Origin of the sequence: Weizmannia sp. CD-2023 (assembly GCF_036225245.1) — a bacterium.
Classification (GTDB): Bacteria; Bacillota; Bacilli; order Bacillales; family Bacillaceae_C; genus Weizmannia; species Weizmannia faecalis.
This window is the reverse complement of the sequence record NZ_JARTJQ010000077.1, coordinates 85,873-105,690: the sequence shown is the minus strand read 5'-3', so window position 1 is coordinate 105,690 and position 19,818 is coordinate 85,873. Positions and strand designations below refer to the sequence as shown.

Genomic DNA, 19,818 nt, shown 5'->3' with positions numbered 1-19,818 from the left:
CTCGTACAGCGGCGGGACCCCGATGCCGCCGCCGACAAGGAGCGCTTTTTGCCCGGGGCGAAGCGCGTCCACCGGGACCCCGTTGCCAAGGGGGCCGAGCACATCGAGCCGTGCGCCGGGTGCCATGTTTGCCATCAGGCGCGTTCCTTTTCCCTGCACCCGGTACAACAAAGTAAGCGCGCCGTTTTTGCGGTCCACCGCCGCGATGCTGATCGGACGGCGCAACAGGGGATCAAACCCGCTTCCCGCTTTCACATGAACAAACTGTCCGGGGCGGGCGATTTGCCGGACCAAACTGCCGGCAAGCACCATTTCCCAAATATCCTGCGCAATGAGCCGGTTGCTTTTCACGATCATATATTCCTGGATCATGCGTGCACCGCCTGCTTTGCCCCCTGCACCATCGGCATGATCGAAAAACTTATCGATTCCAAAATGGATACGATGGCTGCTGCTGTATCAAGCGAAGTCAGGCACGGGATGCCGCATTCGACTGCTTCCCTGCGGATCCGGAAGCCGTCGCGTTCGTATTCCCGGCCTTTTGTGATCGTGTTCAGGACAAATTGCACATCGCCCCTTTGGATCGAGTCGAGCACGGTCGCCCCTTCGCCGCCAATTTTTTCCACTTCTTCGACAGCCAGGCCGTTTTCCCTTAAAAATTTTGCCGTTCCCGCCGTTGCTTTTAAGGTAAAACCGATCTCGACAAAGCGTTTCGCAAGCGGCAGGGCTTCCGGTTTGTCTTTATCGGCAACCGTAAACAGGATGCTGCCATCCGGCGAAAGCTTCATGCCTGCTGCAACGAGCCCTTTGTACAGCGCTTTTTCAAATGTACGGTCGCAACCCATCACTTCTCCCGTCGATTTCATTTCCGGGCCGAGTGTCGGTTCCACCCGCTTCAATTTTGCAAAAGAGAAAACCGGCACTTTCACGAACACTTCCGCTTTTTCCGGCCTCAGGCCAGTGCCATAGCCGAGGTTTTCAAGCGATTCGCCCAAAATCACTTTCATCGCAAGTTTTGCCATCGGGACATCGGTAATTTTGCTTAAAAACGGAACCGTCCGGCTTGAGCGCGGGTTCACTTCGATAACAAAGAGTTCATTGTGCGAGACGATAAACTGGATGTTCATCAACCCTTTGATTTCAAGCTCTGAAGCAAGCTTGCGGCACGTCTCCGCCATTTCCGCTTTTAATGCATCGGAAAGCCGCTGCGGCGGATAGACTGCGATCGAGTCGCCGGAGTGTACGCCGGCCCGTTCAATATGCTCGACGATGCCCGGGATTAAAATGTCCCGGCCGTCCGCGATCACATCGACTTCAAACTCCTGCCCTGTCACATAGCGGTCAATCAAAACGGGCTGGTTCGGGCTGACTTTCACCGCATGTTTCATATACTGGCGCAAGTCTTCTTCATGGTAGACGATTTCCATCGCCCGTCCGCCGAGCACAAACGACGGGCGCACGAGCACCGGATAGCCGATTTCAGCCGCAATTCGGGCGGCTTCTTCCGCCGAAGTGCCGGTTTTTCCGAGCGGGCGTTTGATGCCGAGCCGGTTTAACAAATGGTCGAACTTGTCGCGGTCTTCGGCACGCTCAAGATTTTCAAGCGAAGTGCCGAGAATGCGCACGCCGCGTGTTGCGAGCTGTTCCGCGAGATTGATCGCCGTCTGGCCGCCGAACTGGACAACAACCCCTTCCGGCTGTTCCAAATCGATGATATGCATGACATCTTCAATCGTCAGCGGTTCAAAATAGAGCTTGTCCGAGATGCTGAAGTCGGTGGAGACGGTTTCCGGGTTGTTGTTAATGATGATCGCTTCGTACCCGGCTTCCTGGATTGCCCAAACCGCATGGACAGTTGCATAGTCAAACTCGATTCCCTGGCCGATCCGGATCGGGCCGGAGCCGAGGACAATGATGCTTTTTCTGTTTGTCACAACCGATTCGTTTTCTTCTTCATATGTGCCGTAAAAATACGGCGTTTCTGATGCGAATTCGCCGGCACATGTATCGACCATTTTATAGACCGGCAAAATGCCGTTTTCTTTGCGCCATGCGTACACGTTTTCTTCTGCCGTTTTCCACAGCCCGGCAATCGTCTTATCGGCAAAGCCCATTTCTTTTGCTTTCCAGGCTGCCTCTTTGTCCCATCGCGCCTCCCGCAGCGTGTTTTCAAAGCGGATGATGTTTTCCAGCTTATGAAGGAAAAACAAGTCGATTTTGCTCCAGTCATGCAGCTGCCCGGCCGTGATACCCTTTCTTAGCGCTTCTGCGATGTAAAAAAGGCGTTCGTCGCTGGCGTTTTTGATCCGTTTTTCCATCACGTCCATACCGGATGCTTCCCCGAGTTCCAAATGATGGACGCCGATTTCAAGCGACCGTACCGCTTTTAACAACGATTCTTCAAAAGTGCGGCCGATCGCCATCACTTCGCCCGTTGCTTTCATTTGCGTGCCGAGCCTGCGGTATGCCTGTTCAAACTTATCGAACGGGAAACGCGGAATTTTTGTGACGACATAATCAAGCGCCGGTTCAAAATTGGCGTAAGAAGTGCCGGTGACCGGGTTTTTCATCTCGGCCAGCGTGAGCCCGACTGCAATTTTTGCTGACAGTTTCGCAATCGGGTATCCGGTTGCTTTCGAAGCGAGCGCGGATGAACGGCTGACGCGCGGATTGACTTCGATTACATAATATTGAAAACTGTCCGGGTCAAGCGCGAGCTGCACATTGCAGCCGCCTTCGATGCCGAGGGCGCGGATGATTTTCAATGATACATTGCGCAGCATCTGATACTCTTTATCGCTTAACGTCTGGCTCGGGGCGACGACAATCGAATCGCCGGTGTGGACGCCGACCGGGTCAATGTTTTCCATGTTGCAGACGACGATGGCATGGTCTTCGCTGTCGCGCATCACTTCGTATTCGATTTCTTTAAAACCGGCAATGCTTTTTTCAAGCAGGCACTGGTGGACGGGGCTCTGGCGCAATCCGCCTGACACGGTTTCGATCAGCTCTTCTTCGTTACAGCAGATGCCACCGCCCGTTCCGCCCAGCGTGTAAGCTGGCCGGACGATGACCGGGTAGCCCGTTTTTTCGATAAACCGGTAAGCTTCTTCAAGTGTATGGATGATCATGCTGTCCGGTATCGGTTCGCCAAGTTTTCCCATCAGTTCGCGGAACGCTTCCCGGTCTTCCGCCTGCTCAATGGCGCCAAGCCTTGTTCCGAGCACTTCGACGCCGTACTCGTCAAGGATGCCGGATTTCGCCAGTTCCATTGCAATGTTAAGACCGGTTTGGCCGCCAAGTGTCGGCAGGAGGGCATCCGGGCGTTCTTTGCGGATGATGCGGGCGACAAATGCCGGCGTGAGCGGTTCGATATAGATTTTATCCGCCATTTCCGTATCGGTCATAATCGTTGCCGGATTGGAATTGACCAAAACGACATGATACCCTTCTTCTTTTAAAGCAAGGCAGGCCTGCGTGCCAGCGTAATCAAATTCAGCAGCCTGGCCGATCACAATCGGGCCGGATCCGATCACAAGAATTTTTTCGATATCAGTGCGTTTTGGCATGGTTTGTTCCTCCTTTTGTTTTTCAACCATGGTTAAAAATTTGTCGAATAACGGGTTCGAATCGTGCGGGCCCGGCGATGCTTCCGGATGGTACTGGACAGTAAAAGCAGGGTATTTGCGATGTGCCAGCCCTTCAATCGTGCCGTCGTTCAACGCCCGTTCCGTTACGATAAGGTCTGTTCCGGCAAGCGAATTTTCATCGACCGCATAGCCGTGGTTCTGCGAGGTGATCACCGTTTTCCCCGTTTGGATGTCCTGCACAGGATGGTTCGCCCCGCGGTGGCCGAATTTTAATTTGAACGTATCGGCGCCGCATGCTAACGCAAACAGCTGGTGCCCGAGACAAATCCCGAAAAGCGGCACTTTCCCGAGTATTCCTTTTACCATATCAACCGCACAGGACACATCTTTCGGGTTACCGGGGCCATTTGACAACATCACCCCGTCCGGCTGAAGCTGTAAAATGTCCGCCGCCGTTGTATCATACGGCAGCACGGTAACGCGGCAGTTTCGTTTTGAAAGTTCGGTTAAAATGCTTTTTTTCGCGCCGAAATCGACAAGGGCAATATGTTTGCCGGGCCCTTCCATTTCGTAACGCTTCTTTGTGGATACTTGTGCAACGGCATCATGAATGGCTCGTTTGGATTGAAGATTTTTGATCACGGCTTCCGGATCTTCGTCTTCAGCACAGAGGGCGGCCCTGAGCGTACCGAAAGCGCGGATTTTTCTTGTCAGTTTCCGGGTGTCAATGCCAGATATACCGGGGATGCCTTTTTCTTTTAAAAAGGTATCGAGCGTTAAGGTGCTCCGCCAGTTTGACGGGTACGAAGCCGCTTCTTTCACCACGACCCCCTTCACATACGGCGTTACCGCTTCAAAATCGTTCCAGTTGATGCCGTAGTTCCCGATGAGCGGGTAGGTGAAAGTGACGATCTGGCCGTAAAAAGACGGGTCAGTTAATGTCTCCTGGTAGCCGGTCATCCCGGTTGTAAAAACGATTTCCCCGTAAGCCGCTTTTACACTGCCAAAACCTTCCCCTCTAAAAACAGTGCCGTCTTCCAAGATCAGTTGCCTTTTCATTTCAATGCCAGCTCCTTTTCCCATACCAGTTTTCCGCTTCCCCATGTGGCTTGCGGGAAGCCTTTGCATACACGCCCCAAAAAAGGGGTATTTTTTCCTTTCGATAAAAAGCGATCCGGGTCAATTGTTTTTTCTTCCCCCAGGTCAACTGCCGTGATATCGGCGGGTGCCCCGGTTTTCATCGTCCCGTATGGAAGTCCGAACACGCTAGCCGGCTTTATTGTCATCCAGTCAACAAGCTGTTTTAGCGTAAATATGCCGGTTTCAACAAAATGTGTATATAAAAGCGGAAAAGCTGTTTCAAATCCGGTGATGCCAAATGGCGCCTGTTCAATGCCTTTTGCTTTTTCCTCCGCGGTATGCGGAGCGTGGTCAGTGGCGATAAAATCAATCGTGCCATCCAAAAGGCCTTCAATAAGGGCGTCGCGGTCTCTTTTCGACCGGAGCGGCGGGTTCATTTTCCAGTTGGCATCAGGGCCCGGGATGTCGTCTTCAGAAAGGAGCAAATGGTGCGGTGTCACTTCGGCTGTCACTGGAATGCCGGCCCGTTTTGCGTCACGAACAACCCGGACGGATTCTTTCGTGCTGATATGGCAGACATGATAATGGCAGCCTGTATGTTCTGCAAGCAACACGTCGCGGGCGATCTGCACCGACTCGCATACGGAAGGGATCCCTTTTAACCCGTGCGCCGCCGCGAAAGATCCGTCATGCACGCAGCCGCCCCGGATGAGCGAATTGTCTTCACAATGGGCGACGACCGCCATACCGAGTGCTTTTGCCTGTTCCATCGCAGCTAGCATCTGCCCCGCTTCCTGCACGCCGACGCCGTCATCCGTGAACGCGAAGGCGCCTGCTGCTTTTAAACCGGCAAAATCCACGAGTTCGCCGCCTTTTTCATCAAGGGTGATGGCAGCATAAGGGAGCACGCGCACAACCCCATTCCGGCTGATTTTTTCCTTTAGAGACAAAAGGCGCGCCGGCCGGTCGGTAACCGGTTTGGTGTTAGGCATCGCCGCTACCGTTGTAAACCCGCCTTTTGCCGCGGCCATCGTCCCGGTGCGGATCGTTTCCTTCTGTTCGAACCCCGGTTCCCGCAAATGCACATGCAAGTCGACAAACCCGGGGAGAACCGTGAGTCCCGTTGCATCATATACCTGTTCGCCCGCTTCTTTCAGTTCCGGGCCGGTTTCCGCGATTTTTCCATCTTTGATCCGGATATCCCGCTTTACCGATTCTCCCTTTTCATCTAAAACCATCCCGCCTTTAATCAACCAGTCCACTTGGCAAACCACCTTTTCTTTTTTGTCAAAATAGCGCGATCCATAGCAACTTTCATTTTTCAAGCTGTCTGGAAAACCGCTTTTTCTTTCTGTAAAATCGTTTTTAAAATCGCCATCCGTGCAAACACGCCGTTTTCCATTTGTTTAAAAATCCGCGACCGGCTGCATTCCACGAGGCTAGTTGCAATCTCGACATCGCGGTTGACCGGCGCCGGGTGCATAATGATGCTGCCCGGTTTCATCATCCGTTCCCGTTCCACCGTCAGCCCGTATGCGCGGTGGTATGCTTCTTTTGTCAGATGAGCGGTTTCTTGATGGCGTTCATGTTGGATGCGGAGCAGCATGACGACATCTGCTTCCGCTACGCCGTCATCGATCGGAACGTACGGGAGATGCATGGTCGGATCAAACCATTCTACAGGCCCCGAACATGTGACGGTGGCACCGAGCTTTTTCAATGCTTCGGCATTTGATCTGGCAACACGGCTGTGGACGATATCACCGATGATACACACCTTTAAGCCGCGGAAGCCGCCGAATTCCTGTTTGATCGTCAAAAGATCAAGCAGGCATTGGGACGGATGCTGGCCGCTGCCGTCTCCCGCATTGACAATCGAAAGCGCCAACCCTGCGAGCTGCCTGTAATATTCATCTTCCTGGTGGCGGATCACCACCACTTTGACGCCGATCGACTGCAATGTTTTCACCGTGTCGTACAATGTTTCACCCTTTTGCACGCTTGATGCCCCGACTTCAAACGGAAGCAGCTCAAGGCCAATCCGCCGTTCTGCCACTTCAAAGCTGCATTTTGTCCGCGTACTCGGCTCATAAAACAAATTAGCTGCAAAAACCGGCTCCGGCGCTTTCCATACGGCCCCTTTTGAAAAGGCATCGGCTTCTTCCAGAAGTTCCAAAATTTCCTCATTGCCCAAACCGGATATCGTCAGAAAATGCTGCATGTTCCATCCTCCTTTGTTTTTCAGCCAAAAAAGCACCCTGCTTATGGCAGGGTGCGTGAAATGGCACGGCAAGTCAAAAGCCTTGCGCGGCCGGCACCCTTCCAAGCCTCTCCGGACTTGCAGTTAAAAGGTGTTCCGTATTCATTTCAATGAAAAAGCCCCTTTGCCGCGAGGGTACAAAGGGGCTTTTAAACCTCCTTTGCAAACCTCACAGGGCTTGCTTAAAAGGATTACATATCGTGGATTGTGACCAGGTCCCGCCCGTCCACATCCGTCAATTGTACAACGATTCTTTCCGACTGGCTCGTCGGGATATTTTTTCCGATAAAGTCGGGGCGGATCGGCAATTCCCGGTGGCCGCGGTCAACGAGCACCGCGAGCTGGATCCGGCTCGGGCGGCCGATATCCATCAGCGCGTCCATCGCCGCGCGCACTGTCCTGCCTGTATACAGCACATCATCGACAAGCACGATTTCTTTATCGGTGATGCTAGATGGCAGGTTCGCGCCTTTTACTTCCGGTTCGCCGTTTGCCGTTTTTTTCGATAAATCGTCACGGTACAGCGTAATGTCCAGCTCGCCGACTTCGACTTTGCGCCCTTCGATTTGCGCAATTCTTTCCGCCAGACGCTCGGCAAGGTAAATGCCGCGCGTTTTAATCCCGATGAGCATCGTATCTTCAATGCCTTTATTCCGTTCAATGATTTCGTGGGCGATCCGCGTCAACGCCCTGCGGATCATGATTTCATCCATTACTACCGCTTTTTGGGCCATGGTGTCTCCTCCCGAGAAAAATCAAAGCCTTCCGCACCGAAGGCAGGAAGGCTTTGTAAAATGAACGTTCCCTTGCCAGCCTCACGGGACTGTCTTTAAAAGGCTTATGAAGTTATTTTTACCTTACCCGTTTTTCATCCGTTTGTCAATCCTTTTTTATATCATGATGCTCACAACCCACGCCTGAGTGTGTTTAAAAGATGCGCGAAATCATCCGGCAGCGGTGCTTCAAATGTGAGCGTTTCTCCTGTGCGCGGATGGCGGAAACCGAGTACCCCAGCATGGAGCGCCTGGCCGCCGAAATCAATCGTTTTTTTCGGCCCGTATTTCGGGTCGCCTGCCAAAGGATGGCCGATATACTTCATATGGACGCGGATCTGGTGGGTGCGCCCCGTTTCAAGCCGGCATTCGATAAACGTAAACCGGTCAAACCGTTCCAGCACGCGGAAATGGGTCACCGCGTCTTTTCCGTTATCGACCACGGCCATCCGCTGGCGGTCAGCCGGGTCCCTTCCGATCGGGGCGTCAATGGTGCCGGCTTCATGCGGAATATTGCCGTGAACAAGCGCAAAATATTTGCGGGTTACCGTTTTTTCACTGAGCTGCGCCGCCAGCTTTTCGTGCGCGTAATCGTTTTTGGCCACCATTAACAGCCCGGATGTGTCCTTGTCAATCCGGTGGACAATCCCGGGGCGGAGCACGCCGTTAATACCCGATAGATCTTTGCAGTGGTACATCAGGCCGTTCACAAGCGTCCCTGTAAAATGCCCATTCGACGGATGGACAACCATGCCTTTTGGTTTATTGACGACAAGCACATCGGCATCTTCATAATAGATATCAAGATGCAAGTCTTCCGGTTCAATATCGGGCAATTCCGGCTCCGGCACCTCAATTTCAACCAAGTCGCCTGTTTGCAATCTGTAATTTGCTTTTTCTTTTTTGCCGTTTACGGTAATGTCACCATCTTTAATCCATTGCTGAACTTGTGATCTTGACCATTCTTCCCGGATAGAAGAGACCATTTTATCAAGCCGTTCATTTGCTTCGTGTTCAAGAATGGTGTGATCCACTTTTTCCATCGGTTTTCTCCTTTGTCTTTCTGTCTTCCAAAAGCATCGAAATCAGCAATAATACAACACCAATCGTTAAACTGGCATCCGCCACGTTAAAAATGGCAAAATCATAGCTGCCGAAACGCAAATGGACAAAATCAACCACTTCGCCGCGGAACAGGCGGTCAATAAAGTTGCCGATTGCCCCTCCTAATATAAGGCCGAGGCTGATGCCGACTAGCACCCTATCTTTCGCATATTTTTGTATGTAATAAAGAATGCCGGCAATGACAATTAGGGTAATGAGGTAAAATAGCCACATCTGCCCTTCCAGTATGCTGAAGGCAGCGCCTGTGTTGCGCGTCGATGTGAGAAAAAAGAAACCCGGAATCACTTCGATGCTTTCCCCGAGCGCCATCCCTTTTAAAACGAGCCATTTGGCCAGCTGGTCCAAGATGATCACAATGAGTGCAACCACATAATAAAAAATAACCAATCGCTTTTCCTCCGCCTGTGTTTACGGCAGGCGCAAAATGCCACCTGGTCCGGAATATATTTCTTTCTGCATTTTAGCATAAACAGCAGGAAGTGAAAAGAACGGACGGCTGGATCCGGTCCGCCCGTTCCTGCCAGCTTCTTTTAGGCGGAAACCATTTTTGCTGATTGAAGTTGCGCAAAAGCAATGCCTTTTTGACATTTCTTTCGCCCTTTTCTAGTGAATAAGATCGTACGGGACGGTTACTTTGCCGTATGACAGGATGGTTTGCCGGTCCGCAGGCAACAGGGCAGGGATTTCCGCAAGGCCCGGGTCAACTTTCCGGGTGCCGTGAAACCCGTCCAATGCCGCCTCAATCTCTTTCAATTCTTCCTGAACCAGATGTTGCACGAGTTCATGCTTCGCCTCGTACTCGGATAATTCAGCCTGTAGCGATTGCAGCCAAAGTTTCGGATCTTCACGCATCTTCCAACAGCCTCCCCGCGTCTTTGTTGGTTATAGCATTCCCGCAGGCAAGGCTTGTTTGCAGAAAAACGATTTCTAAAAGTAACAAAATCATGCAGCAGCAAACGGTTTTTGCCAGTGAAAATCCGGCGCCGGCAATGGGCTGAAATCCGTTAAAAAAGCCGGTGCTGCATGTCTTCATGCAAGCCCCGGCTTAAAGCTTTACACTTCCCGCATCAATGTTTTTACAACTTGTGCACAGCGCGGGCAGAGCGTCGGATGGTCATGGTCCAGGCCGACTTCCGGCGTTACAACCCAGCACCGTTCGCATGTTTCGCCTTCCGCTTTTTCGACAACAATGGCTGCGTGCTCAAGCTTCAGCGCATTTTCCGGTGCGTCTTCAATGGCCCCTGCCACTTCAAATCCCGACACAATGAACAATTGCTTTTTGCTTTCCGAAATGCTGTCAAGCAGTGCTTTCGTCTCCGCATTCACATACAAGGTCACTTTTGCCGTTAGCGATTTTCCGATTACTTTTGCGTTCCGCGCTTCTTCCAATGCTTTCAAAACGTCTCCGCGGAGCGCCATAAACGCATTCCATTTTTCCTCAAGCGCCGCAGCATCCGGCAAATCCACATATTCCGGCATATCGGTCAGCTGGACGCTTTCTTCCGCCACACCCGGAATATACTGCCAGACTTCATCGGCTGTATGCGGCAAAATTGGCGACAACAGCTTGGTTAAGGCAACAAGGCATTCATACAAAACGGTTTGCATCGCACGGCGTTCCGGATTGTCTGCAAGTTCGATGTACAGCACGTCTTTTGCAAAATCCATATAGAACGAACTGAGGTCTGTGGCACAGAAATTGTTCACCGCATGATAAATGGTGGCAAATTCGTACCGTTCATAAGCCTCCCGCACTTCCTTTACAAGCTTGTTCAGTTTGACAAGCATAAACCGGTCGACCTCGCGCAAATCTTCATAGGCAACTTGGTGCTGGGCAGGGTCGAAGTCGTTCAGATTGCCGAGTATGAAGCGGAATGTGTTGCGGATTTTCCGATAGACCTCGGACACTTGTTTTAAAATTTCATTGGAAACCCGGACATCTGCCTGATAGTCAACGGAAGCGACCCACAAGCGGATAATGTCAGCCCCCAGCTGTTCAACCACTTTGCCAGGCAAAATCGTATTGCCGAGCGATTTGCTCATCTTCCGGCCTTCGCCGTCCAGCACAAACCCATGGCTTAAAACGCCGTCGTACGGAGCGTGCCCTGTTACCGCCACACTGGTAATAAGCGATGAGTTAAACCAGCCGCGGTACTGGTCGGAACCTTCAAGGTACAAATCAGCCGGCCGTTTCAAGCCTTCCTGTGCAGCCAGCACGCCCTGATGGGAAGAACCGGAATCGAACCAGACGTCCATAATATCCGTTTCTTTTTTAAATACGCCGTTTGGACTCGCCGGATGCGTAAAGCCTTCCGGAAGCAGGTCTTTCGCTTCCCGTTCAAACCAGACGTTTGATCCGTGTTCGCGGAACAGGTCGGATACATGCTGGATGGTTTCTTCCGTGATGATCGCTTCGCCGTTTTCCGCGTAAAAAACAGGGATCGGCACACCCCATGCACGCTGGCGGGAGATACACCAGTCGCCACGGTCGCGGATCATGTTATGCATCCGGAGTTCGCCCCATACAGGCGTCCATTTGACCTCTTCAACGGCTTTCAAAATGTCATCGCGGAACATATCAACCGATGCGAACCATTGCGATGTTGCCCGGAAAATTACCGGTTTTTTCGTCCGCCAGTCATGCGGGTACGAGTGCGTTAAAAATTTCAATTTTAAAAGCGCACCTGCCTGATCCAGTGCTTCACAGATCGGTTTGTTGGCTTTGTCGTAAAACAATCCTTCAAAACCGGGCGCGTCTTTTGTCATCATGCCTTTGTCATCTACAGCACAAATCACATCAAGCCCGTATTTTTTGCCGATGAGAAAGTCATCTTCCCCGTGTCCAGGTGAGGTATGGACGCATCCTGTCCCGCTGTCGGTTGTGACGTGGTCGCCGAGCATGACGAGCGAATCGCGGCCGTACAGCGGATGTTTTGCGACAATGTACTCCAGCTTTTTCCCCGGAACCGTTTGAACGACTTCCGCGTTTTCCCATTCCAAAACGCCGCTTACTTCTTCGAGCAAGGCTTCGGCAACCAGGTATTTCTTGCCGTCCACTTTTACGACAACATAGTTGATCTCCGGATTGACGGCAATGCCGAGGTTTGACGGAATGGTCCAAGGTGTCGTTGTCCAGATGACGATTTTCGTATCCGTATCAAGCACGCCTTTTCCGTCTTTTACGTCGAACGCAACATAAATCGATGGCGATTTAATGTCTTTGTACTCAATTTCCGCATCTGCAAGCGCGGATTCGCTGGAAGGGGACCAGTATACCGGCTTCAGGCCTTTGTAAATATAGCCTTTTTTCGCCATTTCCCCGAATACTTTAATTTGCTCGGCTTCATACGCGGGCCGGAGCGTTAAATACGGATTTTCCCAGTCGCCACGCACGCCGAGCCGTTTAAACGCTGTCCGCTGGCGGTCGATTTGCTCATGGGCATATTTTTCGCACAGTTTCCTGAATTCGGCAACCGACATCGATTTCCGGTCCACGCCTTTTTTTGTCAGTTCCTGCTCTATAGGCAACCCGTGCGTATCCCAGCCCGGTACATAAGGGGCATGGTAACCTGTCATTGATTTGAACCGGTTGATGATGTCTTTCAATGTTTTATTCAGGGCGTGGCCCATATGGAGATCGCCGTTTGCATACGGAGGCCCGTCATGGAGCACAAACAAGGGCCTTCCTTCCGTGCGTTTCATCACCTTTTGATAAATATCCATTTCTTCCCATTTTGCCTGGATTTGCGGCTCTTTTTTCGGCAAATTTCCACGCATCGGGAAATCCGTTTTCGGCATTAAAAGTGTATCTTTGTAATCCATGCTGATCCTCCTGCCTTTTGCATATTGTATTTTGAATTTTTCGTTATGTTCAGCCTTGCCAAAAATCCAATAAAAAAACCTTCCCATCCCCAAAATAGGGACGAGAAGGTTCCCGCGGTACCACCCTAGTAGGCATTCCATATGCCCGCTCGACATCCGTAACGTGGAAGGTCCCGCTTAACTCTACTGGCCTTTTCGGCGTTCAAGGCAAGAACTCAAGGGGGATGTTCAGGCTGCGCGCTTTGCCGGGCTCGCACTGTCCCCGGCTCGCTTGGAAAGCTTTCACAACCCTACTGCCCTGTCATCGTTTTTTCGTATACAGTATTGAATGTATTCCATTATAGTTGACCCTTTTCGGATTCGTCAAGTCTGATTTGCTTCTTCTTCTTCCAGCTCAAAGTCCGTGGCATCGACTTCAAATTCCATCAGCTTTTCCCAGTCATCATTATCAATCAGGTCAAGCTGCGCCTCAATCAGCATTTTAAAGCGCGTCCGGAAGACTTTCGACTGTTTTTTCAGCTCTTCGATTTCGAGCGCAATTTTTCTTGCCTTCGAAAGGGCTTCATTGACAATCCGGTCGGCATTTTTTTCCGCCTCGCGGATGATCAGTTTCGCTTCTTTCTGGGCATTGCCCTTTACTTCTTCCGCCGCTTCCTGGGCAACAACAATCGATTTATTTAAAGTTTCCTCAATGGAAGTAAAATGGCTCAGGCGTTCGTTTAATGATGCCACCTTATCTTCCAGGTTTTTCTTTTCGCGGATCAGCATTTCATAATCTTTTATCAGCTGGTCAAGAAATTCATTTACTTCATCTTCATCATAGCCGCGAAACCCTTTGCTGAACTCCTTATTATGTATATCTAAAGGCGTTAAAGGCATGTGGCCACCTCCTGTTCAATTTGCCTTTCGATTGCAAGATTCCCCTTCTTTTTTATATTATAATGGAATTCGACGATTTTTTGGGAAAATCCTGCTAATCCATCAAATTATTTTAAAATCCCTGCCACCATTCGCCACTTTTCTTTCTTCGTTTTGCCTTCCACGCGGATGAGCCGGCTTCTCCCGTACCCCCTAGCTGAAAAAGTATCACCTTCCTCGCACTGGAATGCCGGATCTTCCACTGTTTTCCAGTTCACTTTTACAAGCCCGTGCTCAATCAGCGCCCGCGTTTTTTGCCTTGAAATATTGTAAACGGCGGATAAAATCGCATCAAGGCGGAGCGAACTGACGGTGGCCTGTTTTTCAAGCCAGCGTTGCTGTTGCCCGATGGCCTCGCCCAACTGCATTTTCGTAAGGGTAACCGGCGTTTTTCCAATTTGCCGGAATTCCATTTGAATAAAGTCCGAAAGTTCCGCTGCCACGAAAAACTGAATGCGCCCTTCCCCGATTAAAATATCCCCGAATTTTTCGCGTTTCAGGCCGAGCGCCATCAGCGAACCAAGCACATGTTTATGTTCAAAGGAAACAAATTTGGCAGGGTAATGGACTTCGAATAAGGCAAGATGGAAGTCGTCCTCATCCGGAGAAAAATAGTCAGGAAAAAGCAGCATTCTTTTCCGCTCACTCTCTCTGTATCCGCCAAAAGCCCGGACAGAGACTGCGCCGTGGTTTCCGATCACCGTGTTGACAATTCTCTGCATGCGCGGATCCAAAAAATCCGTCAGTTCAGGGGCATACGCATCTTTCACGTATTGTTTCCAGGTCAGCACCTGGTCAATAAATTCCTTTTCATCCGGCCGGAAATGCTGGTAAATCGATTCCATTTGTCTGACTCCTTTTAAAAAAAGGAACTGCACAGTCCCTTTTTCTGAAAATGGCTCTTTTTACATGAACCACGAAAAAATTTCCGCAATGCCGGCTCTTGCCAAATCCAGGACAAAAAAAGCGACGATCGGAGAAATATCAATCATGCCGATCGGTGGAATGATTCTGCGGAAAGGGTCGAGATAAGGTTCCGAAACGCGCGCAAACAAGCGCCCGATGTCGGTGTCCCTGAGATTAAACCACGACATAAAGATATAAATCAGGAGAATGTAAGAGTAAATTCTCATGAGAAGCAGAATGATCTTTAAAATTGAAAATAAAATTGGATCCATCCGGTTTATGGCCACCTCGTATCGTCATATTCCTGTCCCTGCAGGAATTCAGAAATTTTTCCGGAAACTTCTACGTTATCCGGCGTACAAAGAAAAATATTGCTGCCGACTCTCTGGATATCGCCTGCAATGGCATACACCGTTCCGCTCAGAAAATCGACAATCCGCTTCGCCTGGTCATGCGGCATGCTTTGCAAATTGACGACCACCGCGCGCCTGTTTTTCAAATGGTCGGCAATTTCCTGTGCATCGGCATAAACCCGCGGTTCCACCAGAATGACTTTTGAAGACTTTTGGACGCTTTGCAGGCTGACCACATTTTGCCGCGCATGCCGGACCGGTTTCTCAGCGGGTTGCTCGGGTTCTTCATACTCTTTTTCCATCATTTCTTCTTCCTGGTCTTCGTATTCATCATCAAGCAAAAAGAATGACTTAAATTTCGTTTTCAGTCCCATTCCATTACACCTCCGTTTGTTTTCCCTTATCCGACAAGCGCAGTGCCGATTCTGACAAAAGTCGCCCCTTCTTCTACTGCAATTTCAAAGTCATTGGACATTCCCATCGACAATTCACGGCACGGAGCGTAATCCAAATGCAGCGATTCAATATCCCGCTGCAAAGTTTTCAGCCCGCGGAATGTGCGCCGGATGACGTCCTGATCTTCCGTAAGCGGCGCCATCGTCATCAAGCCCGCAACGCAAATATGCGGAAAATCCTTCAGTTTACGGACAAAATCAACCACTTGCCCGGGCGCCATCCCGTGTTTCGATTCTTCCCCGGAAACATTCACCTGAATAAAGCATTTGATTTCTTTATCCAATTTTGCCGCCCTTTTTTCGATTTCCTCCGCAAGGCTCAGTCGGTCCAAAGAGTGTATGTAGCTGACTTTATCAATAATGTTTTTAACTTTCCTTGTCTGCAGCGTCCCGATAAAATGCCAGACGGGGCGGTTTCCGAGCGCCTCGTATTTTGCCAGAAGGCCGTCGTCTCGGTTCTCGCCAAGATGCCGAATGCCTGCTTCCAGTGCCTCTTTTGCCCTTTCTGTTGTGACATATTTCGTTACTGCAATGATTTCCACATCCCCGCGGCTTCTTCCTGCCCTTTGGCACGCTTTTTCAATTTTTTCGTTGATGTGCGCGAGGTTTTCCGATACTTTCATCTCTCCGGTGCTCCTTTTATACCAATAAAGCCAAGCATTCTCCCGGCAGAGCCGTGATCACGCCGGTGCGAAAAAAAGTCTTCTTCACAACAACTTGTGCACAGGCTGCTGACTGCGATCCGGCTTTCCGGAATGCCTGCCTGCTGTAATATGATTTTATTTAACTGCTTTAAATCGAGCGCATACTGGCCGGGTGATTTTTCCGCGTACGGCAATTTTTCTCCTTTGCCGGTCCAGGGGCGGACAGCCTGGATGACACGGTCATCGACAAGATAGCACTTGCCGCAAATGGACGGTCCGATGACGGCTTCTATTTCATCAAGCGGCACCCCATCCTTTACCCATTTTTCAACCATTTTAGCCGCAATCCCGCGGGTGGTTCCTTTCCACCCCGCATGTGCGATCCCGACGCGGCCGTACTTCGATGCGAAAAAGAAAACCGGCACACAGTCCGCAAACGCCAGCACAAGCAAGATTTCTTTTTCATCGGTGTACAATCCGTCCGTATGCGGAAAAGAGGAACGGTATTCAGCCGCCCCCTTGCCGGCGTCTTTGCGCGTGACCCGTTGCACATGGTCTTCGTGCGTCTGTTCGGCGCCGATCCAGTTTGATAAAGGGAATCCGGTTGCACTTGCAACGATCTCCCGGTTTTTCCTGACCGATTCAGGATCGTCGTCCACATGGAAAGCAAGGTTTAAACTGCCGGGAAAATTTATGCTTGTGCCGCCGTTTTTCACTGTAAATCCGGCACATATCCCGTTTTTTTGCCAGGCGCCGACAGCATAATACAATGCCTGTGTTTTTACAAACGGTTCTCTCATCTCACCCTCACCCGGTTTCTCTTTTGTACTATTATACCTTTTTATCCATGCGTCTTCTATACATTTTCGCATTGAATGCGTTTTTTTCCGTACTGATTTTATTTATAGCAAATTTCATCAAAATTCTCTACTTTTTAGCTTAAAAACGGGGGATCATCCGGAAATTTCCCGGATGTAACGGGTTTGTAACGCAACTAATAAACAGATGTTACCTTTCTGTTATATTAAACTGCTACTCTATTGGTAATAAATCACTTACATAGAAGAGGTAATGAATTTGAAGAAAGCTTTGGTATCATTACTGACTGTATGTATGTTGTCAATTGGAACGGGACACGCATTTGCGGCAACAACGACATATACGGTTAAGCCGGGAGATTCATTATATAAAATCGCCGGAAAATATCATGTGACCGTGGCACAGTTGAAGAGCTGGAACCACTTGAGGTCAAATGTCATCCGGGTGAAGCAGAGACTGAAAATCCAGACGAAAACGCCCGCAAAAAAAGTTTCGTCTTCCTCTTCTTCTTACCGCACGATGACGGTGAAAGCAACGGCTTACACAGCGGGTTCCGGCGGCGGGATTACGGCCACCGGCATCAACTTGAAAAGGCATCCTTCCGCAAAAGTGATTGCGGTCGATCCAAAGGTGATCCGGCTCGGTTCGAAAGTGTACGTTCCGGGTTACGGTACGGCGGTTGCCGGTGATACCGGCGGGGCTATCAAAGGGAAAAAAATTGATGTATTTATTTCAAGTAAAAAGAAAGCCCTTCAGTGGGGCCGCAAAACAGTGACAATTAAAGTGTATAAGTAAAAAAACGGCTGCGCGGCCGTTTTTTTCTTTTCCAGGCCGCGCTTATTTTTTCGGTTCCTGCAGCTGCTGCTGTGTATAGGCCGACTCTTTAAACCTGACGAGGATAACGTCGGTGCCGATTTTTACGATGTTGCTCCACGGGATGACCACTTCGTCCTCTTTTCCAAATAAGCCGAACATTTTCCCCGATGAGCCGCCGACAATGATACTTTCAATTGTGCCATTATCCAGGTTGATATCAATATCTTCCACGTTTCCGAGTTTTCTGCCGTCCGATATGCTGACAACATCCTTCACTTGAAAATCCGAAATTCGGACCATCTGCTCTCCCCCCTGCTGTCTTTCCGCCATGTAATACAAGTTTATGCACGGGGGGAGGTTTTTACGAATAGAAAAGCGGAGGCGTTGCCGGACAAGGATTTCAAAGCCCCCTTTAATAAAGGGGCGGAAATCCATACGACGACGGGCAAGCGCCCTCCGCTTTTCTTATTGTCCAGCTCCGGCTCCTAGCCCCTCGGGTCGAATAACCCGTCCGTCCTGAAGCCAGGGCTTCATTCCGGCCGGAACATTCGCCGGTCGGGGCTATACAGTCGCCTCCGCTTTTCTTACTACTGTATATTTTTGTTCATTTGTTTGATGGCTGCTTTTTCGAGGCGGGAGACTTGGGCTTGGGAGATGCCGATTTCTTCTGCGACTTCCATCTGTGTTTTTCCTTGGAAAAACCGTTTGCGGATGATCATTTTCTCCCGTTCGTTCAGGCGCCGCATTCCTTCCTGCAAGGCGATTTCTTCAATCCATTGCGAATCTTTGTTTTTTTCGTCACTCACCTGGTCCATGACATAAATCGGATCCCCGCCGTCGTTATAAATCGGTTCAAACAGTGATACGGGATCCTGAATGGCATCAAGTGCAAATACAATGTCTTCGTGCGGAACATCCAGCTCTCTGGCGATTTCTTCTGTTGTCGGTTCTTTCGAAGTGGCGCTCATCAGCTTTTCCCTTACTTGCAGGGCTTTATAAGCAATATCCCTCAAGGAGCGCGATACGCGGATCGGATTATTATCCCGTAAATAACGCCTGATTTCGCCGATAATCATCGGCACGGCGTACGTTGAAAAGCGGACATTTTGATTCAGATCAAAATTATCAATGGATTTCATGAGTCCGATACAGCCGACTTGAAACAGGTCGTCCACATATTCGCCACGGTTGTTAAAGCGCTGAATGACGCTCAGCACAAGGCGTAAATTGCCATTGACCAGCTTTTCTCTTGCAGACGCATCGCCGGCATGCATTTTCTTTAAAAGATCCCTCATTTCCTCATTTTTCAAAACGGGAAGCTTGGAGGTATCCACCCCGCAAATTTCCACTTTGTTGCGCTTCAAATCTTTTCCCCCCTTCAGGACTCAGGAGCTGCTGTTCAAAAAACAGTATCTCCCCGGGTGGGAAATTTATGCACTGCGCAAAAAGCGGGAATTGCCTGCGGAAGATGTCCGGACATTGCCGTTCCTGCTTCCCGACCGCCTGCAAATTTTCCTGCTATACCATTTTATTGAATTCTTTACGCAATCTTTTGATAATTCTTTTCTCAAGCCGCGAAATATAGGACTGGGAAATGCCAAGCATATCGGCGACATCTTTTTGTGTTTTCTCTTCCTGCCCTTTAAGGCCGAAACGCAATTCCATAATCTGCTTTTCCCGGTCCGACAAACGGTGCAGGGCGCTGTAAAGCAATTTTTTATCGACGTTCGCTTCAAGATCCCTTGTAATGATATCATCATCCGTGCCGAGCACATCCGAAAGCAGCAGTTCATTTCCGTCCCAATCGATATTTAGCGGTTCATCAAACGAAACTTCGGATCGGAGCTTATTGTTCCGCCTTAAATACATCAAAATTTCATTTTCAATACAGCGGGAAGCGTAAGTCGCCAGTTTGATCTTCTTTTCCGGATTAAACGTATTCACGGCTTTAATGAGGCCGATTGTGCCAATGCTGATTAAGTCTTCGATATTGATGCCGGTGTTTTCAAATTTGCGCGCAATGTAAACGACAAGGCGCAAGTTGCGTTCGATAAGGATCGAACGTGCTGCCTTATCCCCTGCCGGCAGTTTTTTTAACAGCATTTCTTCTTCTTCTTTGGAAAGCGGGGGCGGCAGGGCTTCATTCCCGCCGATATAATAAATTTCATCCGCTTTCAGCCCGAGCTTGAATAGGAGTTTGTACCAAAAATAAGCGAGTTTTAACCGTAAATGTTTCATATTCATCCTCCTTTAAAGT

General features: G+C 50.0%; 19 protein-coding genes, 1 pseudogene and 1 other annotated feature. Of the genes and pseudogenes, 1 reads left to right on the top strand and 19 read right to left on the bottom strand.

Features of this window, described 5'->3' with window-relative positions; genetic code table 11:
- The 16 genes and pseudogenes from P9687_RS11590 to pgeF all read right to left on the bottom strand — a co-directional run.
- Positions 1–372 (bottom strand): FAD-binding oxidoreductase (locus tag P9687_RS11590; RefSeq protein ID WP_328228897.1); only part of this gene is annotated, 372 nt, incomplete at its 3' end.
- Entirely contained in the window at positions 369–3,569 is a 3,201-nt protein-coding gene (gene carB, locus P9687_RS11585; protein WP_168985982.1) for a carbamoyl-phosphate synthase large subunit, read from the bottom strand. The genes P9687_RS11590 and carB, both read right to left, overlap by 4 nt.
- 33 nt (positions 3,570–3,602) lie before the next feature.
- Positions 3,603–4,649: pseudogene (locus P9687_RS11580) on the bottom strand (carbamoyl phosphate synthase small subunit); the annotation flags it as partial.
- On the bottom strand, positions 4,646–5,908 hold the full coding sequence (locus P9687_RS11575) for a dihydroorotase (RefSeq protein ID WP_237340474.1): 1,263 nt from the start codon (positions 5,906–5,908) through the stop codon (positions 4,646–4,648). The gene P9687_RS11575 and the pseudogene P9687_RS11580, both read right to left, overlap by 4 nt.
- A gap of 83 nt (positions 5,909–5,991) precedes the next feature.
- Complete coding sequence (locus P9687_RS11570; protein ID WP_035189241.1) at positions 5,992–6,891, bottom strand: aspartate carbamoyltransferase catalytic subunit; 900 nt, start codon at positions 6,889–6,891, stop codon at positions 5,992–5,994.
- Positions 6,892–7,121: 230 nt separating this feature from the next.
- Positions 7,122–7,664 (bottom strand): bifunctional pyr operon transcriptional regulator/uracil phosphoribosyltransferase PyrR, encoded by a 543-nt coding sequence (gene pyrR / locus P9687_RS11565; protein WP_035189240.1) that lies wholly within the window; start codon positions 7,662–7,664, stop codon positions 7,122–7,124.
- A 170-nt stretch (positions 7,665–7,834) separates the two neighbouring features.
- The gene (locus P9687_RS11560; RefSeq protein ID WP_168985980.1) at positions 7,835–8,746 is read right to left on the bottom strand and encodes an RluA family pseudouridine synthase; all 912 of its coding nucleotides are present in this window, start codon (positions 8,744–8,746) and stop codon (positions 7,835–7,837) included.
- Positions 8,718–9,215, bottom strand: a complete 498-nt coding sequence (lspA, locus tag P9687_RS11555) for a signal peptidase II (RefSeq protein ID WP_211161954.1) — start codon at positions 9,213–9,215, stop codon at positions 8,718–8,720. The genes P9687_RS11560 and lspA overlap by 29 nt, the downstream gene beginning before the upstream one ends.
- A gap of 216 nt (positions 9,216–9,431) precedes the next feature.
- Complete coding sequence (locus P9687_RS11550; protein WP_035189238.1) at positions 9,432–9,680, bottom strand: hypothetical protein; 249 nt, start codon at positions 9,678–9,680, stop codon at positions 9,432–9,434.
- A gap of 201 nt (positions 9,681–9,881) precedes the next feature.
- Positions 9,882–12,650 carry an isoleucine--tRNA ligase gene (gene ileS, locus P9687_RS11545; protein WP_035189234.1) on the bottom strand — a complete coding sequence of 923 codons (2,769 nt, stop codon included), beginning with the start codon at positions 12,648–12,650 and terminating at the stop codon, positions 9,882–9,884.
- Between the two features lie 93 nt (positions 12,651–12,743).
- Positions 12,744–12,964 (bottom strand) — a binding site (T-box leader).
- Between the two features lie 49 nt (positions 12,965–13,013).
- Positions 13,014–13,529 (bottom strand): DivIVA domain-containing protein, encoded by a 516-nt coding sequence (locus tag P9687_RS11540; RefSeq protein ID WP_035189233.1) that lies wholly within the window; start codon positions 13,527–13,529, stop codon positions 13,014–13,016.
- A 107-nt stretch (positions 13,530–13,636) separates the two neighbouring features.
- Positions 13,637–14,413: a YlmH family RNA-binding protein gene (locus tag P9687_RS11535; protein ID WP_035181897.1), complete on the bottom strand. Its 777-nt coding sequence runs from the start codon at positions 14,411–14,413 to the stop codon at positions 13,637–13,639.
- A 60-nt stretch (positions 14,414–14,473) separates the two neighbouring features.
- Positions 14,474–14,746: a YggT family protein gene (locus tag P9687_RS11530; RefSeq protein ID WP_014095548.1), complete on the bottom strand. Its 273-nt coding sequence runs from the start codon at positions 14,744–14,746 to the stop codon at positions 14,474–14,476.
- A gap of 5 nt (positions 14,747–14,751) precedes the next feature.
- The gene (locus P9687_RS11525; protein ID WP_013858990.1) at positions 14,752–15,201 is read right to left on the bottom strand and encodes a cell division protein SepF; all 450 of its coding nucleotides are present in this window, start codon (positions 15,199–15,201) and stop codon (positions 14,752–14,754) included.
- A gap of 26 nt (positions 15,202–15,227) precedes the next feature.
- On the bottom strand, positions 15,228–15,905 hold the full coding sequence (locus P9687_RS11520) for a YggS family pyridoxal phosphate-dependent enzyme (RefSeq protein WP_017554171.1): 678 nt from the start codon (positions 15,903–15,905) through the stop codon (positions 15,228–15,230).
- Positions 15,902–16,726 (bottom strand): peptidoglycan editing factor PgeF, encoded by an 825-nt coding sequence (gene pgeF, locus P9687_RS11515; RefSeq protein WP_168985979.1) that lies wholly within the window; start codon positions 16,724–16,726, stop codon positions 15,902–15,904. The genes P9687_RS11520 and pgeF overlap by 4 nt, the downstream gene beginning before the upstream one ends.
- Positions 16,727–17,003: 277 nt before the next feature.
- Here pgeF and P9687_RS11510 point away from each other — a divergent pair, with 277 nt between their 5' ends.
- Complete coding sequence (locus P9687_RS11510) at positions 17,004–17,540, top strand: 3D domain-containing protein (protein ID WP_168985978.1); 537 nt, start codon at positions 17,004–17,006, stop codon at positions 17,538–17,540.
- A 42-nt stretch (positions 17,541–17,582) separates the two neighbouring features.
- Here the strand turns inward: P9687_RS11510 and P9687_RS11505 are convergent, their stop codons facing one another.
- The 3 genes from P9687_RS11505 to sigE all read right to left on the bottom strand — a co-directional run bounded on the left by P9687_RS11505 (position 17,583) and on the right by sigE (position 19,799).
- Complete coding sequence (locus tag P9687_RS11505; RefSeq protein WP_017554168.1) at positions 17,583–17,861, bottom strand: YlmC/YmxH family sporulation protein; 279 nt, start codon at positions 17,859–17,861, stop codon at positions 17,583–17,585.
- A 287-nt stretch (positions 17,862–18,148) separates the two neighbouring features.
- On the bottom strand, positions 18,149–18,925 hold the full coding sequence (sigG, locus tag P9687_RS11500) for an RNA polymerase sporulation sigma factor SigG (protein WP_014095553.1): 777 nt from the start codon (positions 18,923–18,925) through the stop codon (positions 18,149–18,151).
- Between the two features lie 154 nt (positions 18,926–19,079).
- The gene (gene sigE / locus P9687_RS11495; RefSeq protein WP_014095554.1) at positions 19,080–19,799 is read right to left on the bottom strand and encodes an RNA polymerase sporulation sigma factor SigE; all 720 of its coding nucleotides are present in this window, start codon (positions 19,797–19,799) and stop codon (positions 19,080–19,082) included.
- Between the last annotated feature and the right edge of the window lie 19 nt (positions 19,800–19,818).

Excerpts from the sequence above, each read along its gene's own strand:
- carB (WP_168985982.1), bottom strand. The coding sequence starts at position 3,569 with ATGCCAAAACGCACTGATATCGAAAAAATTCTTGTGATCGGATCCGGC.
- P9687_RS11575 (WP_237340474.1), bottom strand. The coding sequence starts at position 5,908 with ATGGTTTTAGATGAAAAGGGAGAATCGGTAAAGCGGGATATCCGGATC.
- P9687_RS11570 (WP_035189241.1), bottom strand. The coding sequence starts at position 6,891 with ATGCAGCATTTTCTGACGATATCCGGTTTGGGCAATGAGGAAATTTTG.
- pyrR (WP_035189240.1), bottom strand. The coding sequence starts at position 7,664 with ATGGCCCAAAAAGCGGTAGTAATGGATGAAATCATGATCCGCAGGGCG.
- P9687_RS11560 (WP_168985980.1), bottom strand. The coding sequence starts at position 8,746 with ATGGAAAAAGTGGATCACACCATTCTTGAACACGAAGCAAATGAACGG.
- P9687_RS11550 (WP_035189238.1), bottom strand. The coding sequence starts at position 9,680 with ATGCGTGAAGATCCGAAACTTTGGCTGCAATCGCTACAGGCTGAATTA.
- ileS (WP_035189234.1), bottom strand. The coding sequence starts at position 12,650 with ATGGATTACAAAGATACACTTTTAATGCCGAAAACGGATTTCCCGATG.
- P9687_RS11540 (WP_035189233.1), bottom strand. The coding sequence starts at position 13,529 with ATGCCTTTAACGCCTTTAGATATACATAATAAGGAGTTCAGCAAAGGG.
- P9687_RS11535 (WP_035181897.1), bottom strand. The coding sequence starts at position 14,413 with ATGGAATCGATTTACCAGCATTTCCGGCCGGATGAAAAGGAATTTATT.
- P9687_RS11530 (WP_014095548.1), bottom strand. The coding sequence starts at position 14,746 with ATGGATCCAATTTTATTTTCAATTTTAAAGATCATTCTGCTTCTCATG.
- P9687_RS11525 (WP_013858990.1), bottom strand. The coding sequence starts at position 15,201 with ATGGGACTGAAAACGAAATTTAAGTCATTCTTTTTGCTTGATGATGAA.
- P9687_RS11520 (WP_017554171.1), bottom strand. The coding sequence starts at position 15,905 with ATGAAAGTATCGGAAAACCTCGCGCACATCAACGAAAAAATTGAAAAA.
- pgeF (WP_168985979.1), bottom strand. The coding sequence starts at position 16,726 with ATGAGAGAACCGTTTGTAAAAACACAGGCATTGTATTATGCTGTCGGC.
- P9687_RS11505 (WP_017554168.1), bottom strand. The coding sequence starts at position 17,861 with ATGGTCCGAATTTCGGATTTTCAAGTGAAGGATGTTGTCAGCATATCG.
- sigE (WP_014095554.1), bottom strand. The coding sequence starts at position 19,799 with ATGAAACATTTACGGTTAAAACTCGCTTATTTTTGGTACAAACTCCTA.